The 15,604-nt window shown below is 39.6% G+C and carries 13 protein-coding genes and 1 pseudogene; 3 read left to right on the plus strand and 11 right to left on the minus strand.

The window, feature by feature from the left end; genetic code table 11:
• Window positions 1-83: 83 nt before the first annotated feature.
• From NXM86_RS10280 to NXM86_RS10295, 4 genes are read right to left on the minus strand one after another with little or no spacing between them, the layout of a single operon-like run.
• Complete coding sequence (locus NXM86_RS10280; RefSeq protein WP_041269645.1) at window positions 84-914, minus strand: carbohydrate ABC transporter permease; 831 nt, start codon at window positions 912-914, stop codon at window positions 84-86.
• Window positions 901-1,779 carry a carbohydrate ABC transporter permease gene (locus NXM86_RS10285; RefSeq protein ID WP_015863736.1) on the minus strand — a complete coding sequence of 293 codons (879 nt, stop codon included), beginning with the start codon at window positions 1,777-1,779 and terminating at the stop codon, window positions 901-903. The genes NXM86_RS10280 and NXM86_RS10285 overlap by 14 nt, the downstream gene beginning before the upstream one ends.
• Entirely contained in the window at window positions 1,780-3,111 is a 1,332-nt protein-coding gene (locus NXM86_RS10290; protein WP_498957977.1) for an extracellular solute-binding protein, read from the minus strand.
• A gap of 22 nt (window positions 3,112-3,133) precedes the next feature.
• Window positions 3,134-4,201 carry a BtaManbiosPhlase gene (locus tag NXM86_RS10295; RefSeq protein ID WP_081189889.1) on the minus strand — a complete coding sequence of 356 codons (1,068 nt, stop codon included), beginning with the start codon at window positions 4,199-4,201 and terminating at the stop codon, window positions 3,134-3,136.
• An 860-nt stretch (window positions 4,202-5,061) separates the two neighbouring features.
• Here NXM86_RS10295 and NXM86_RS10300 point away from each other — a divergent pair.
• A complete protein-coding gene (locus tag NXM86_RS10300; RefSeq protein ID WP_498957979.1) occupies window positions 5,062-6,081 on the plus strand; it encodes a substrate-binding domain-containing protein in 1,020 nt (339 codons plus the stop codon).
• A 508-nt stretch (window positions 6,082-6,589) separates the two neighbouring features.
• Here the strand turns inward: NXM86_RS10300 and NXM86_RS10305 are convergent.
• The gene (locus NXM86_RS10305; protein ID WP_190305500.1) at window positions 6,590-6,985 is read right to left on the minus strand and encodes an IDEAL domain-containing protein; all 396 of its coding nucleotides are present in this window, start codon (window positions 6,983-6,985) and stop codon (window positions 6,590-6,592) included.
• Between the two features lie 143 nt (window positions 6,986-7,128).
• Window positions 7,129-7,575, minus strand: coding sequence for a DMT family transporter (locus tag NXM86_RS10310; protein WP_081189935.1), 447 nt, complete (start codon window positions 7,573-7,575; stop codon window positions 7,129-7,131).
• Between the two features lie 485 nt (window positions 7,576-8,060).
• On the opposite strand from NXM86_RS10310, the gene NXM86_RS10315 reads away from it, so the two are divergent.
• Entirely contained in the window at window positions 8,061-8,510 is a 450-nt protein-coding gene (locus tag NXM86_RS10315) for a hypothetical protein (RefSeq protein WP_081189936.1), read from the plus strand.
• Between the two features lie 166 nt (window positions 8,511-8,676).
• Here NXM86_RS10315 and NXM86_RS10320 read toward each other — a convergent pair whose 3' ends face one another.
• Together NXM86_RS10320 and NXM86_RS10325 are read right to left on the minus strand one after the other, a co-directional pair.
• The gene (locus NXM86_RS10320; RefSeq protein ID WP_081189937.1) at window positions 8,677-9,258 is read right to left on the minus strand and encodes a hypothetical protein; all 582 of its coding nucleotides are present in this window, start codon (window positions 9,256-9,258) and stop codon (window positions 8,677-8,679) included.
• 117 nt (window positions 9,259-9,375) lie between these two features.
• Window positions 9,376-10,023, minus strand: a complete 648-nt coding sequence (locus NXM86_RS10325; protein WP_081189938.1) for a BMQ_0737 family morphogenetic spore coat protein — start codon at window positions 10,021-10,023, stop codon at window positions 9,376-9,378.
• A gap of 197 nt (window positions 10,024-10,220) precedes the next feature.
• On the opposite strand from NXM86_RS10325, the gene NXM86_RS10330 reads away from it, so the two are divergent.
• Window positions 10,221-12,143: a hypothetical protein gene (locus NXM86_RS10330; RefSeq protein WP_498957982.1), complete on the plus strand. Its 1,923-nt coding sequence runs from the start codon at window positions 10,221-10,223 to the stop codon at window positions 12,141-12,143.
• A 171-nt stretch (window positions 12,144-12,314) separates the two neighbouring features.
• Here NXM86_RS10330 and NXM86_RS10335 read toward each other — a convergent pair whose 3' ends face one another.
• From NXM86_RS10335 to NXM86_RS10345, 3 genes and pseudogenes are all read right to left on the minus strand, one after another.
• A complete protein-coding gene (locus NXM86_RS10335; protein ID WP_498957983.1) occupies window positions 12,315-12,833 on the minus strand; it encodes a transposase in 519 nt (172 codons plus the stop codon).
• Window positions 12,734-13,693 (minus strand): IS4 family transposase, encoded by a 960-nt coding sequence (locus tag NXM86_RS10340; protein WP_498957984.1) that lies wholly within the window; start codon window positions 13,691-13,693, stop codon window positions 12,734-12,736. Before NXM86_RS10340 ends, NXM86_RS10335 begins: the two co-directional genes overlap by 100 nt.
• Window positions 13,694-13,900: 207 nt before the next feature.
• A pseudogene (locus NXM86_RS10345) lies at window positions 13,901-15,279 on the minus strand (IS4 family transposase).
• Window positions 15,280-15,604 lie beyond the last annotated feature (325 nt).

Here is a 15,604-nt window from a genome sequence, read left to right on the forward strand (position 1 = left end):
GACCAAACCTTGTTTCATATCGTTCACAGGCGGTCTCTATAAAAAACTTTTTTCGGCATCAGTTATATTTTTCCAACAAACCTTCACTTCAATACAAACTGCATTCCCTCTTTAAAGTTTTTGCTAAAGATAATGAATAGGACGAGAATTGGCAATGTCAGTAATACCGAAGCCGCATACATCGGTCCTGGAAACGCTCCATATGGACCAAACATTTGAGCTAGCAATACGTTTAACGTTAACATATTTTCACTGTTAACCACCAGCATATCCCATAAAAGTTCTACCCATCTTTCCATAAAAAGGAATAGGAATATAATGGTTGTAATCGACTTAGACATTGGCAAGACAATTCTAGCAATAATGGTTAATTGTCCTGCTCCATCCATTTTGGCAGCTTCAATTAATTCATCGGGTATACTGCGGAAAAAGTTAGTGTACATAAATATCGCCCACAAATTAACGGCCTTTGGCAAAATCATAGCCCAATAGGTGTCGTACATCCCAAAGTAGCGGATGATTAAAAAAAGTGGAATTAATAGGATAACCGCTGGATAAAACATTTGAAACAAAATAATATTGTTGATCAAACGGCTGCCTTTAAACTTTAATTTAGCTAAAGCGTATCCTACTAGGATCGCTGTCACCATCATTAGCAAAGTGGAAGATAAAGTCACAACAAAGCTGTTAAAAAAGGCTCGGAGCCACGGTCTAGGAACAACATCATCCCCACCAGTAAATAACCACTCATATGAACGCAAGGTCAACTTAGTTGGAATCATTTTACGGTCCACTTGATCCCATGGGGCCAGAGAATTTAAGACCATATATAAATAAGGAAACACCATGATGATAAGGATAACAAAAGCCAAAATATACAACAGCGTGGTCTTTAATTTCTTACTCCCAACCATGTCTGGCACCCCACTTTTCCAAAAGCTTTCGAAACACTAGAATAGAAACGAATGTGACAACAGAGTTTATGATTGCTATTGCCGTTCCATATCCTGCATTTAATCTTTCAAATGCCTGGTTATAAATTTCTAACTGCCATGTATGCGTGGAATAATCTGGCCCTCCACCAGTTAATACATACGGTTCAGTAAAAATCCCAAACATTAGACCTACTGCTAAAATGGTGACAGTATAAAACGCTGGATGCAACATCGGTATAGTGACGTACCAAAATCTTTTCCAACCAACAGCACCATCCATTTCGGCTGCTTCATAGATTTCTTTAGGTATACTTTCTAAACCTGATAAAAACAGCAGCGCATAATAACCCACAAATTTCCACGCCATCATAAGGGCAATGATTAGTGGCGCTAAAATTGGAGAACCTAACCAATCAATATCTAAACCTAAATGCTTACGAAAAAAAACGTTTAATGGACTGTTATAAGATAACACCCCATTGACAACAATGGAAGAAGCCACTCCTGATGCCAAGTAAGGTAGGAAATATCCTACAGCAAACAACCCTTTAAGTCTAGGCAAAGAATGAATAATTAAAGCTAAAAGGAGTGAACCCGCAATAACGATGGGAACAAACATGAGCATAAATTTATAAGTTACCAAAAATGCGGCCCGTACGCTTTTGCTAAAAAAAGCTTCGATAAAATTTTGAAATCCGACCATTTCATAATCAGGAGCAATGATGTTCCAATTTGTAAAAGCTAAATAAACAGCCCATAGCAACGGAAACAGAAAGAATATGAGTGTATAGATAAGGTAGGGGCTGGCAAAAAGCCACCCCAACCATGTTGTCTTTTTATTCATTTACTTTAACACCCCGTTAACAGCCTTTTTCATATCTTTCCAAGCTGTTTCAGGATCTTTTTGGCCTTTGACAACAGGATTTAAGGCCTCTTTACCAATCAATTCTTGAATTTCTACCGTTTTTTCGTTATCCACAGGTGGAATTGCGTTTGGAATGTTTTCCGCATACTGTTTTAATTGAGGGTTTTCTTCAAGATAGGATGCAAAAGCTTCATTAGTTGATAAATCATCACGTGCAGGTGGCAAGTTTGTTTGTTTGAACCAAGCTAAATCATTTTTCGCATCTGAAAATACCCATTTAATAAAGTCAAAAGCTGCTTGTTGTTGTTCTTTGCTTGCAGAAGCATAGATGACAAGGCCTTTTGTATCTGCAAATGTTTTAGAATTTGCTGGATCTACGCCGTCAGGCACAGGCGGCAACGATAATACATAAGTTTCATTGAACTTCATTTCCGGGAATTTCTCAGCCCAGTATGGGAATGTCCATGGCCCAAGATCCACCATAATGGATGTACCTGTTTCAAACGGGTCAGTCGCTTCTCGAGTCAAAAGCAATTTATTCTTGCTTAAATCATTAAAGAATTGGAGTGTTTTTACACCGGCTTCGTCATCCGCAATAAATTTGTTTCCTTTAATAAAGTTATTTCCATTCGATGCTGCATTGTACAACATAAAGAAGTCAAACCATCTTGCCCACCATGTCGGTTTTACTAAATCAGCTCTCGCCCAAAGAAACTTATCAGGATATTTTTCTTTCAATTTCTTGCCAACTTCAATGACTTCACTATATGTTTTTGGCGGTGCATCGTATCCAAGTTCTTTTAGAATATCGATTCTCCAACCAAACAACATGGCATTAGAATAAATCGGCAAAACATATTGATGGTTGTCTGCAAACTTCCAGCTTGAAATGGTTTCCTTCATTTGACGTTTATCAATTAACTCATCAAAACCTTCAAATTCATCCAATGGCACAATCGCACGGCTCGCCGCTAGCTGAGCTGCAAAACCGCGGGAAATGTTTTCAGAGACCGCAGGCGCTTTCCCTGATGCAATCGCTGATTGAATCCCTGCTTCAGAAGTAGGCTTCCGGCATTGGCGTAACCTTAATTTTAACGTTTTTATTTCTTTCATATAAGCCTCGGCCATCTTTTTCCAGAAAGCTTGTTGTGTAGGGTTTGGCGCAGCCCAGAACTCAAATTGAACAACTTTGCCAGCTTCATCATCTTTTGCGTTTTTCTCTTGATTCCCATTTTGCCCTTGACAGCCAGTAACAATAAGAACGGCTGCCAGCAATAAGGCGATGAGTTTCGCAAAACCTTTCTTTTTCATGTTTACTCCCTCCCACATTAATTTATAAATACTTTAATTTTGACATGATTTCCTGCAGACTAAGTTCCGCGCCGGCAATAGATTCATCAGCCGCGCCATAGTAGATTCTAACGGTATCTCCTTCTACAACTAAACCACAAGTAAAAACAACATTACCGAAGAAGCCGCTTTTTTCATAATCTTCCTCAGGTTCTAAAATAGGCTCTTCCGTTTTGGCCAGAATTTTGGCGGGGTTATTGAGATCCAAAAGAACGGCTCCTAAGCAGTAGCGATCATTTTTATCAGCAGCATGATAAATTTCTAACCAGCCTTTATCCGTTTTAAACGGAACAGCACCTCCGCCAATTCGCCCGCTTTCCCACCCCTTTTCACTAAGGCCTAACAAATATTGATGATTCCCCCAATAACGAAGGTTATCTGATTCTGCAATCCAAATTTCAGGCCTGCCAACTCCTTTTGGCACAGGTCGATGTAACGCATAGTATTTTCCATTAATTTTTTCAGGGAAAATTGCCACATCTTTATTTTCAGGAGGAAAAATTAAACCAAGGCGTTCGTAAGTCACAAAATCTTTTGTTGATATAAGTCCTACACTAATGCCTTCTGCTGATGCTGCACTATATTGAATATAATAAGTATCATCGATTTGAGTTACGCGCGGGTCTTCAACCCCCCATGCTTCACGTTTCGTTTCGGGATAAATAAAAGGTTTCTCATCAATGGTGAAGTTGCGTCCATCTTTGCTGCGTGCAATACGAATATAAGATATAGACGTAAGATACGCGACTCTTCGATTAGAATCGTTGTAAAAAATGACTCGCGGATCAGAAAAATCAAATCTCGAATCATCTTTATGTAAATCAATAATTTTCAGCTTTCCTTCTCCTCTTGAAAAATCAATAACAGACGTTCTGACAATATTCGGATCTTCACTAATGGGACGTTCAGCTACACGAAGCAATAACAAAATTTCACCATTGTATTGAGCGACACCAGCGTTAAAAACTCCTATCACTTCATGATCTTGATGGAATGGTTTTACATCGCCAGGAGTAATTAACGGATTTTCCGGAAACCGCTTGACTTTCACAGTAAATCTCCTCCAACTTCTAATATGTATTCCATAATAATTCCCTCTTTTTTCACTAGAATAATGGAACGAAAGCTAATTACCTCATCAGTTACTTAGAAAAGATTGCGGCTTTATCTTTTTAATGTATTTCCAATAATGTCAGAAAGCCCTGATTAGATGTACATCCCAGCGAAAACATTTTAAGATTATTTATGTAAAAACCAAATATATTTGTAACGTTACATATCATTTTTTAATTATCGATTTGTAATCTTTACAAGTAAATTATTCCATCTTTTATTTTTATAGTCAATAGATTTGTTAGGTTCATCATCACATTTATAATTTAGAAAAAAACACTTACAACTCCAGAAATAATGCTTGGATGTAATGCTTTGTAAGTGAAAGAAAAAATTCATCTGATGGGTATTTCCCTCCAGCTATCATCATCCTAGGATTGAATAGGAATCATAGAAAATAATGAAGAGGAATTTTTCATTAAAAGCTTTTTCTCATATGTAAAAAGCTTATGTTAACCAAAAATTACATACATTATTTAATTTTGTAACATTAAAAAAAGACCTTGATTTTCTGTTTTTAAAATGAAAAAATAATGTAATGAAATTTGTACTCTACTGAATAAAAAGGACTTTACCTAAAAAATTTAACAAGTCCATTATCATTCCAATTCTGTTCATTTCATATTACAATATTAATTGTCACTCTTCCCCAGATTTTATGGCATCATCAATCACAGTATTTCATTCATTAGATTTTATACAATTGTAATCATGCCAACTTATTCATATGACTTGTTTTTGTGATACAAATGTTTGATATTTTAATGCTTTCCTAAAAATGAATAATGGGTGTGGAATATGAAAAAGAAAGTAACAATGCAAGATATTGCCGATCGATTAAATATATCAAAAAACTCGGTATCCCAAGCTTTAAGAGGAAAAGAAGGGGTGAGCGAAGAAACTCGCGAGCGAATTAAACGTGTGGCCGAAGAAATGGGGTATCAATATCCAGGAGCGCGCAAGAAAAAGAAACAAGGAAGAACGGGGAACATCGGATTAATCGCTTCGGATTTAACATTTTCCTTAAAAAATTTTTTTGGCGAAATTTACTTGAGCATCGAAAAAGAAGTCGTAAAACGAGGCATGAACTTACACATCCAATCGGTTAATCAAGAACAAAAAGAAAAGCTTATTTTGCCTTCATTTATCGAAAATAAGATGGTAGACGGAATCTTAATTCTTTCTCACATCAGTACGGAATACATTAATAAAGTGATTTCAACCGGCATTCCAACCATTCTTGTTGACCATCATCATCCTAATATCCACGCGGATGCCGTATTAACGAATAATCGCTTTGGCGCTTACTTGGCCGTACAGCATTTAATTGAATTAAATCATCACGACATTGCTTTTGTCGGCAATGTAGAATATTCTCCTAGCTATGAAGAACGCTATGAAGGATATTTGCTCGCATTGCGGGAATATGGCATTGAACCAAATGAAGAGTTTATTTTCAAAAATGCGGAAGAAAAAGAAGAATTGATACTTCAGTACATTAAGCAATTAGAGCGGCAACCGACTGCTTGGTTTTGTGTCAATGATGCATTAGGATTTTTAGTCAACTCATGCTTAAGGCAGCAAGGCATTCAAGTTCCTGATCAAGCATCCATATGCAGCTACGATAATGGTCAATTATCGAAAATCTCTACACCGAAAACGACGACGGTTGACATTGACTTGGAACTTTACGGGAGAAGAGCGGTCGAACTGCTTTTCTGGAGAATGGAAAACAAAAATGAACCATTCCAAGAAATCCTGCTCTCCTCTAAACTAATTAAAAGGGAATCAACCGCCCTCGCACCAAAGCGATCGTGAAGGTTTGCTCCAAACAATGATGAAGGGGCTGATCCCAAACTCTGGGATTCAGCCCCTCCTTCATTTCAATATGATATTTTACGGAAGCAATTGCAAGTCTGTCCAGTGCGGATGTGCTTCGAGACGCTGTTCCATGTCACGGAATGCTTCTTTAGGCAAGTGAAGTTAATCTCTTAAAATATTATGGGAAATTTAGGCTATCTATTCATAGCGCTATATAAGCGTAAAATAGCTCTTGCACAAGAAATCTCGCCAAAATAACAATGTCATCCTACATCATGAAGAGAGATTTCTCATGCAAGAGCACCTTCATTATCCACGAGATTTCTCTGCTTTGAACCATTGGCGGACTCCTTCTTGCCTCGCGCAAACTGTGAGTTTCCACCGAGATGGATCGTCAAAAACGAAACAGATGAGGCGTTTTTTTTCTTTGTTAACCGATCTTCTTCCATTCTTTCAACCTGTTTACGCTTGTCGCTCTTGGTGTGCCCTAGAGTATTTTCATCCTTCAATCTCTCGTGCCGTATGTTCCCAATCTATTTTGAAAAGAGGGGTGAGAGGCATTTTGCATTTCACTTTCTTTTGCAACTTGTCTTATTGATTTTAATTTGGCGGACAGCTCCATAAACCAGCTTTCATCCTTAGTTAATAAAGCCAAATCAATTAATGCCTTAATCGGTTCCTCACCATCAAAGGTCGACATCGGCAGTTTTTTCACCCAGTGTTTTAATGTTTCAACGGTTTTTCCAATGATTTGCTCATTATCACAATCCATCACCTTTATTTTGACAGTTCCTTGTAATGAATTTACTGCTTCAATATAACCGTATATCAATTCTCCATTTTTTGTTTTCCCTTTTACCCAATCCCCTACTTCTACTGGCGAATTACTTATTTTATCCATTGAATTCACCACCACTTAAAGTGTTATAATATCTTTTAAAAAAGACACGCAATTGGGAACACGCCTTCTGTAACAAAAATTATTACATTTTATTTATAGAAAATCAAACAATTGAACTTATTTGAACACGACAGGCATGCGTTCTATGATGAAACACTGCCCCGATAAATGAAGAACAGAGCCGCCAACATTAGCCCTAGGCCAAGCAAGCGGCTTGCATTCATCGGAATTTTTTCCACACCGAACAAACCAAAATGGTCAATGATAATGCTGATGACCATTTGGCCAACGATTGCCGCAAAAATCGTTAAGGCCACCCCTACATTCGGTACACAAAGAATGACAATCGTCACAAAAAGGGCCCCTAACAAACCACCAAGCAAATTCCATTTAGGCACTTGAAACAAATGAGCGATCTGCCCTTTTCCAAAAAACAAGACGAAAAATGTTAAAAACAGCGTTCCAATAAAAAAGGAAGTAAACGCTCCTTCAACACTGCCAATTTTTTTGCCGAGGCTTCCGTTTATAGGCGCCTGAATCCCCGCCATCATCCCGCCCAACAAGGCTAAAAGAATATACAAAAACTTCATTTTGCTTCCCCCTAACAAGTGATTAATTATAACTTATCATATTCCGGTTATAAAAAACGATAAAAACGCTCATGGAAACTGAATTGTTATAATTTTATGACAATATATAAACAAAAACTATAGTACCGTCAAGAATTTTGTTTAAATGTAAGATAAATAGGGCTTCTCTGAAGGAAAGATCGGTGATCAATCAATGGTCGAGCCTTTTCAGCGGCGGTATTTCCTCTTTCCACGAAAAGTTTGACTGCATAAAATTTCCGTTCTTTATCAATACGTTTTCCCACGTTGGCGCTCCCTCCATGCAATTTGTTTTATAATAACGTTTCTTTTGGTGTGTCCACTTTTTTTAACTAAATTTCTGGTTACTCTCCTATTTATCAAAACAGGTGAAAGAAATAGTTATTCGTCCGAAACATTTTTCTATTTTTTTCATTTAATACAATAGGTGCGAAAGCATAAAACCATCTGAAAGGAAGAGATGCATAATGGCTTGCTTATGTAATGGAGGCTTATTTCCGCAATTGTTTTTTACACAATCATTAACCCCTCAAGCGCTAACAGCTGCTACTAATCCAAATGTAGTGCTTACTCTTGGGCCAATCGTTACCCTTAGCGGAGATGAGGTAAAATTAGATTCGATCGTTGAATTAGCAATTACATCCGCTAACGCAGAAACAACTAACGTAACAGGTGCAACTTATATTCTACAGCGCTCTACAAACGGAGGAGCGTTCGCGGATTTGGCTCAGCTTGATATAGACACTCAAATAACTGGTGCTGCTACGGTTACTTTATATCCGAACCTTACTTGGGTAGACGTACCAGGCGTCGGAACACACACTTACCGTGTCGTTATAAACGTTCCAACTATAGCTGGCATTACTTTTAGTGCAGAAACTCGCGCATTAAACGCTCTTGTCGTTCGAGAAGCATAAATAAACAATGGCTGACTCAAACAGGACAAAGTAGATATTGAGTCAGCCTTCCTTATCTAATGGAAAACATATCATTTTCCATTCACTAACGTTGCTAGCAAATCCATTTCACTTCTCTCGTCTTCATTTTTCTATGAACATTCCAATTTCGGTCAAATCATTTTTGCTACGCATGAATGACAATATTGTTCAAAGCCCGAACGCCATTTGGAAGTTGTTTGCAATAAAAAAACCCTTCCACTTTATAAGTCGTTTGTTCTTCACCGATATCAAACTTTAGCTGGAAATTGGAAAAAGATAATTTCTGTCCATCTTCGATCTTTGAAATGTGGACAGGCTTTAGCCAAAATTCTCCTTTTTCCTCCACGATTTTATTCGCCTCTTCATCAATATATTGCCACGGTTCCATCACTAATGGATTCAAACGGCGGTCATATTGGACATCCTCTCCAAGCTTAGCGGACAATATGGCACGTTCTTTTGGCATCACTTTCAGACATATAATTGGGTTTTCGAGCGGAACCGAACCGGTATTGTAAATGACAAAGTTTCCGATGACAGTTCCCTTTTGCTCTTCCGTTTTCGGCAATAATAGCGAATACGTGAAATAGGGAATGATACTTATTTGATCAATCCCTTTCCCCTGTTCTTTTGCTTTTTTTATTTCGTTCAATGTTTGCTTGACTGCCTGAATGTCCCGTTCCAGCGCATGAACTTTTTTTTCCACGTCCAAAAGCAGATCGCTCATTTTCCTCCTCCTTGCGAAATAAAGATTTCTTTCCATGTTATATGTATGAAAAAAAGAGGAGGAAATCCCCTCTTTTTCCAAATGGTGAGGAGTTTGGAACTCTCCTCTTTTGCAAAATTATTCGTGGTTAAGCGGAAAGATAGTTGGACATTGCGGTGGAAATACATCGACTGGACATTCGTCCTCACAAATAATTTGCGGACGAGGTTGGCAAAACTTCGCAAACACTTCTAAAATGACTTCAAATGTGACGACAATATTTTGACAAACTCTCGCAAAAATTGTCGCAGTAATCGTATCCACACCTGCTGCTGGCGGTGTAAATGAAATCACTCGGCAGCCGTTGAAAGTATCTGATGTAGATGTACAACATACGGTTGTGCCTTCTGGTGCGCAAAGAATCACTTCTTCAGTTATTGTAATCGTTACTGGGTTGCTGGTTACAGTCACTTGTGCGCCAGCTGCGTTTGTTCCTGTCACTTCTAAAGTAACGGAAATCGTTTTGGTTAATGTAACGGCTTGAAGTTCGACTGTTTCATCTCCTACCATACATTCAATATCACGGCGACCCTCTTCCGTACATTCTAAAAGCGTCAGTGAACAATCAGCTGTAAGATTTGTTAAACCAGCAAGAGAACCTGTAGGGAAAGTAAATGTGATATCTCGTGTGATCGCCACAACGTTTGTTGTCCAGTCATATACTTTACATACTTGAATACACTCAGGGCGAAATTCTTGGGCAAACTGCTCTAAGTTAATTGCCATCGAGCAACCTTCCTTTCATGATTTTTTCAGGCTACTCTATACTATGTAATTCGCCATCATGAGTGACAGTATCAATGCCTAAATTTCCTAATATGCGCAAATGGTTTTCCATGTCAACCTTTATTAGGCTCTTGCATACAATTGTAAAGAAATGGGCATTTCCTATGTGAAAAATCGCCAAAAAAGGTGGTGAGGTCGTGAACGAAGAACATAAAAGCATCCAATTGGAACAAAAAATTATCCACCTCAAATCAGAACTGGAAAAATACAAAACCTTGCTTGCTTCGTTTCAATCTGATCAACAACGGAACCATCTCCAAGAACAAATGGAACAGTTAACAACCGAAAACGCCCAGCTTAAAGAGAAATGCCATGATTATGAAGAAACGATTTCCACTCAAAATCATGAGATTGACCGCTTATCCACAGAGTTGGAGGAAACAAAAAAAGAAAATCGCTTATTGCATAATGAGATTCAAGAATTAAAAAATGAAAATCTCGTTCTTCAGCAAAAAGTAGAAGCAAATGAAGAAAAAATCCAATCCTTATTAAGTGACTTATCTAACTATAAACAAAGGCAAGCTGAACTGGAAAAAGAAAAAGAGATCATGGGGGAAAAAACACAGGCATTGGAGAGAGAACTCTCTTCCCACCGCGCTCTTATGAATGAGTATCTTTCATTCAAATCACAATTAGAATCATTTGCATCTTGGACAGAAAGGATCAAGACGATGGAAAAAAATGATGATTTTTTGAAAGAAAACATCGATAAGGTTTTAAGGGATTTTGAAGAGTTGAAAGACGTTTTCTTTACACAAAAACAAGAAACAGAAGATTTAAAAGAAGAAGTCCGTGTATTAACCAAAAAATTTCATACAATCGAAGAAATGTTATCAGAGTTAGACACGGAAAAACAAAAAGATATGGCGGTTTTACAAAAACATATTTTACATCAATATGTTGAAATTGAAACCCTTCTCGAAAAGACATCTCATTTTGCGACAGAGATAGAAAAAATATCGAAGCAGCTTTCCGAGTTAACAGAAATAGTAGAACAGAAAAACGGGGATTCTCCCAACTCAGAAACGAACGAAATGAAAGAAATGTTGTCACAATTAGTACAACTGTTAGCAACTCAACAAGAAGTTCCTCCTGTTAAAGAGAAACCAAAAGAAATAACTCCTTCGCAAAAAAGTCTTGTTATAAAGAAACAGACAGGAAACACGACATCACCACCTACCAATAGCTTTCTAAAATTACAGGAATTCATTGATGAAACACAGCAATCAATCGTTGTATCTCCGGTTAAAAAGAAAGGTCAAAACCAAATGAATCCGCAAACGTCCAATGTATATCCTCAGAAATCCAGCCAGATTAAAAATGTACGAGTTGAACAACCTTTCCAAAGCACTCGCCAACCATTTCAACATAAGCAGTCGGGAGAGGATGATGATAAATCACCCAATCCAGTAACACCAACACTATTAGACACAGACCCTCAAGATGATCTTTCAGACATCCAAAGCCTTACCCATACATTAGTTAGTGACGATATACTTGAATCAACTACCAAACTGAAAGCAGCAACAGAGGAAGAGCCAATCACACATATAGAGGAAAAGGCAGCTGAGCAATGGATAACACATCCAGCTATGTCCAAACAGGCTGAAGAAGAGATTCATGATGATATAATTCTTATCGAACATGAAAATCCCACTGCTGCTCAAGAAGAAAAAAGCAAAAATATTTACGACCGCGAAATTTTTGAAGAGATAAAATCTGAAAATCCAGAAACAGAAAGCGAGGGTTTAGACGAAACAAACGTATCATCTCCAATAGAGAGCGCCGCTGTTTCCATAATGGTAGAGAATGTGCAAGAAACACTAGAGATAGAAACAAATGATTCTTCTAGCCAAGAAATTCAAGCAGCACCTCCACATCCGTCAGCAGAACCAACCTTTCATGACGAACCTCCAAAAACATCTTCCCAAACGCAGGATAAGGTTCTAAAAAATGAAACAACCTTTCTTAAAGCGGAAAATGAATCTGTCGAAGAAGATTTAGAAAACCATAAGCGAGGATTTTTCTCCTTATTAAAAAAAGCGAAAATATTCAAGTAATAAGCAGGAAGGGGACTAATCCCCATACCCGTCAAGTTAGCGGTATAAAATTTTTTAGGATGATACGCATGTTCGAAAAATCAATCAAAGGATGAAGAGAAAACCAAATGCTGGGCATGCCAAATAGCCCTCAAGAAGAGGGTTATTTGGCATTTATATCCATAACCCACACTACCATATCCCCAATTTCTTTAAAAGATCCGATACCGTTTCCTCTCCTTTCCTTCGGTCTTTCCTCGCGTGTTTCCTTAACAGAGACAGGAGAGATGGAAGGGCGGTTTCCATCGCTTGGGGATGCAAAAGAAACCGATGCCAATACGATTGGAGGATATTAAGCGCTTTCCATTCACTGATCTCGATTCCCTCCCGTTGATGCCAATACCTTCGGGCTTGGAATAGAAGAGTCTGCGTGACTAAAATGGCAATCAATGTCCCATATAAGTGGCATTCGAATCGTTCCTTCTTCATCTTTTTGACACGGTCAAGGTCAAATAAGGATTTCCAGCCCTTAAATAACAGCTCCACTTGCCAGCGCAGCGAATACAGCTCATAAACTTGTTGCGCATCAAACGATTCTTGTGGTAAATTGGTCAGTAAGATGTGATATTTCTTTTGTTCAAGGGTTTGGCGTGACAGCGCCTTCCCTTTCTTTTTTCCTTTTTCCGCACGTACGCCAGCCGTTTTTCCCATTCTTCCGCCGTGAGACGGCGAAAAATCAGACGCGGAACATACAGGCGTTGGTGTCCGATATACACGTGTTCCACTTCCACGGCTTCCCCCTCGCCCAATCGATTTCCTATCGATTCCCAATCCCATTCGTGCCACTCCCCGTCCTGTTTGATATAGACTTTGATATCGGAACGCAACCGGGTAATATAATAAGCACCTCGAGCATCGATCTCCGCCAGCGTGGCGAGTGAAAAAAACCCCAGATCCCGAATGCAAAGGTCATTCGGTAAAATCGTGTGCTGGGTATGATAAGCAAAACGGGCATCGGAATCATTGGCCTGTTGGACGCACAGCTGAAGACAGGTGCCCGATAACAGCTCATACTCAAATTGGATTTTGGCGCCAGATGAAACCGAACCTTGATAGTCCTCACCATAGTCGGTCGGAAGTAAAAAACTGGTAGAGTCTAAGATCCGCAGACGGGTGAAACAAGCGCGATACGTCTCGGTGATGGAAGAGAGTGCCGGACGTTGATGCATCAGGAGAGTAAAAAAGACCTCTTTTAAAAACGCCTCGGCACGAGGCGTAAACCGCTGATTCAGTCCTTCATTCGAGAGAGAGCAATCATGCCAGAGCGCCAAATCGGCACACAACCGCTGAAGCGACTGACAGGCGAGCGATCCGTCTCCCCAAGCACATAGCGTCAGAAAGGCTTCCGCTGTTAATGAACGCTGCCGCTGAATGAATCCGACTTTCCGTGCCAGACGGGTCAGTTCTTCAGAGGAGAAGAGTTGACGAATCGTTTTTATCCATGCCTTCATCTTTTTTGCCATCAAAAAATAATCCTTTCCAACGATGATTTTCGTTAGAAAGGATACCATGTTTTTGGCGCTGAAAAAAGATCAAATTCTTAACTTGATGGCTATGGGGACTAATCCCCCATACCCGTCAAGTTAGCTGTATAAAATTTTTTAGGATGATACGCATGTTCGAAAAATCAATCAAAGGATGAAGAGAAAACCAAATGCTGGGCATGCCAAATACCCCTCAAGAAGAGGGTTATTTGGCATTTATATCCATAACCCACACTACCATATCCCCAATTTCTTTAAAAGATCCGATACCGTTTCCTCTCCTTTCCTTCGGTCTTTCCTCGCGTGTTTCCTTAACAGAGACAGGAGAGATGGAAGGGCGGTTTCCATCGCTTGGGGATGCAAAAGAAACCGATGCCAATACGATTGGAGGATATTAAGCGCTTTCCATTCACTGATCTCGATTCCCTCCCGTTGATGCCAATACCTTCGGGCTTGGAACAGAAGAGTCTGCGTGACTAAAATGGCAATCAATGTCCCATATAAGTGGCATTCGAATCGTTCCTTCTTCATCTTTTTGACACGGTCAAGGTCAAATAAGGATTTCCAGCCCTTAAATAACAGCTCCACTTGCCAGCGCAGCGAATACAGCTCATAAACTTGTTGCGCATCAAACGATTCTTGTGGTAAATTGGTCAGTAAGATGTGATATTTCTTTTGTTCAAGGGTTTGGCGTGACAGCGCCTTCCCTTTCTTTTTTTCCTTTTTCCGCACATACGTCAGCCGTTTTTCCCATTCTTCCGCCGTGAGACGGCGAAAAATCAGACGCGGAACATACAGGCGTTGGTGTCCGATATACACGTGTTCCACTTCCACGGCTTCTCCCTCGCCCAATCGATTTCCTATCGATTCCCAATCCCATTCGTGCCACTCCCCGTCCTGTTTGATATAGACTTTGATATCGGAACGCAACCGGGTAATATAATAAGCACCTCGAGCATCGATCTCCGCCAGCGTGGCGAGTGAAAAAAACCCCAGATCCGAATGCAAAGGTCATTCGGTAAAATCGTGTGCTGGGTATGATAAGCAAAGCGGGCATCGGAATCATTGGCCTGTTGGACGCACAGCTGAAGACAGGTGCCCGATAACAGCTCATACTCAAATTGGATTTTGGCGCCAGATGAAACCGAACCTTGATAGTCCTCACCATAGTCGGCCGGGAGTAAAAAACTGGTAGAGTCTAAGATCCGCAGACGGGTGAAACAAGCGCGATACGTCTCGGTGATGGAAGAGAGTGCCGGACGTTGATGCATCAGGAGAGTAAAAAAGACCTCTTTTAAAAACGCCACGGCACGAGGCGTAAACCGCTGATTCAGTCCTTCATTCGAGAGAGAGCAATCATGCCAGAGCGCCAAATCGGCACACAACCGCTGAAGCGACTGACAGGCGAGCGATCCGTCTCCCCAAGCACATAGCGTCAGAAAGGCTTCCGCTGTTAATGAACGCTGCCGCTGAATGAATCCGACTTTCCGTGCCAGACGGGTCAGTTCTTCAGAGGAGAAGAGTTGACGAATCGTTTTTATCCATGCCTTCATCTTTTTTGCCATCAAAAAACAATCCTTTCCAACGATGATTTTCGTTAGAAAGGATACCATGTTTTTGGCGCTGAAAAAAGATCAAATTCTTAACTTGATGGCTATGGACTAATCCCCCCATCCCCTTCTATATTGCATTGCAATTCTCCGATCGGGATAGGGAGATTCAGCGAATCATGACTTCTTCCTGACTGTAAATTAGCGCATTATTGGATTTACTTTTTCAAATTATTTCGATTCATTATCTGAATTATTATAGAATATTTTACCCCTACACTCATCTCCACATAATTTATTCCTCTCAGAGAGAGTTTTTCTACATAAAAATATCGAGCCGAAGCATTAGTAGAGCTGTCTCTGAGAGAAGAAGCTTTTGGACAGGCAT

Origin of the sequence: Geobacillus sp. CX412 (genome assembly GCF_027942335.1) — a bacterium.
In the GTDB taxonomy this organism is placed as follows: Bacteria; Bacillota; Bacilli; order Bacillales; family Anoxybacillaceae; genus Parageobacillus_B; species Parageobacillus_B toebii.

What these genes read in the sequence shown, in the direction of transcription:
- NXM86_RS10310 (WP_081189935.1), bottom strand. Translation starts at nt 7,575, where the DNA reads ATGAAGTTTTTGTATATTCTTTTAGCCTTGTTGGGCGGGATGATGGCG.
- NXM86_RS10325 (WP_081189938.1), bottom strand. Translation starts at nt 10,023, where the DNA reads ATGGCAATTAACTTAGAGCAGTTTGCCCAAGAATTTCGCCCTGAGTGT.
- NXM86_RS10290 (WP_498957977.1), bottom strand. Translation starts at nt 3,111, where the DNA reads ATGAAAAAGAAAGGTTTTGCGAAACTCATCGCCTTATTGCTGGCAGCC.
- NXM86_RS10315 (WP_081189936.1), top strand. Translation starts at nt 8,061, where the DNA reads ATGGCTTGCTTATGTAATGGAGGCTTATTTCCGCAATTGTTTTTTACA.
- NXM86_RS10320 (WP_081189937.1), bottom strand. Translation starts at nt 9,258, where the DNA reads ATGAGCGATCTGCTTTTGGACGTGGAAAAAAAAGTTCATGCGCTGGAA.
- NXM86_RS10340 (WP_498957984.1), bottom strand. Translation starts at nt 13,693, where the DNA reads ATGGTATCCTTTCTAACGAAAATCATCGTTGGAAAGGATTATTTTTTG.
- NXM86_RS10300 (WP_498957979.1), top strand. Translation starts at nt 5,062, where the DNA reads ATGAAAAAGAAAGTAACAATGCAAGATATTGCCGATCGATTAAATATA.
- NXM86_RS10335 (WP_498957983.1), bottom strand. Translation starts at nt 12,833, where the DNA reads ATGGGAAAAACGGCTGGCGTACGTGCGGAAAAAGGAAAAAAGAAAGGG.
- NXM86_RS10280 (WP_041269645.1), bottom strand. Translation starts at nt 914, where the DNA reads ATGGTTGGGAGTAAGAAATTAAAGACCACGCTGTTGTATATTTTGGCT.
- NXM86_RS10285 (WP_015863736.1), bottom strand. Translation starts at nt 1,779, where the DNA reads ATGAATAAAAAGACAACATGGTTGGGGTGGCTTTTTGCCAGCCCCTAC.
- NXM86_RS10305 (WP_190305500.1), bottom strand. Translation starts at nt 6,985, where the DNA reads ATGGATAAAATAAGTAATTCGCCAGTAGAAGTAGGGGATTGGGTAAAA.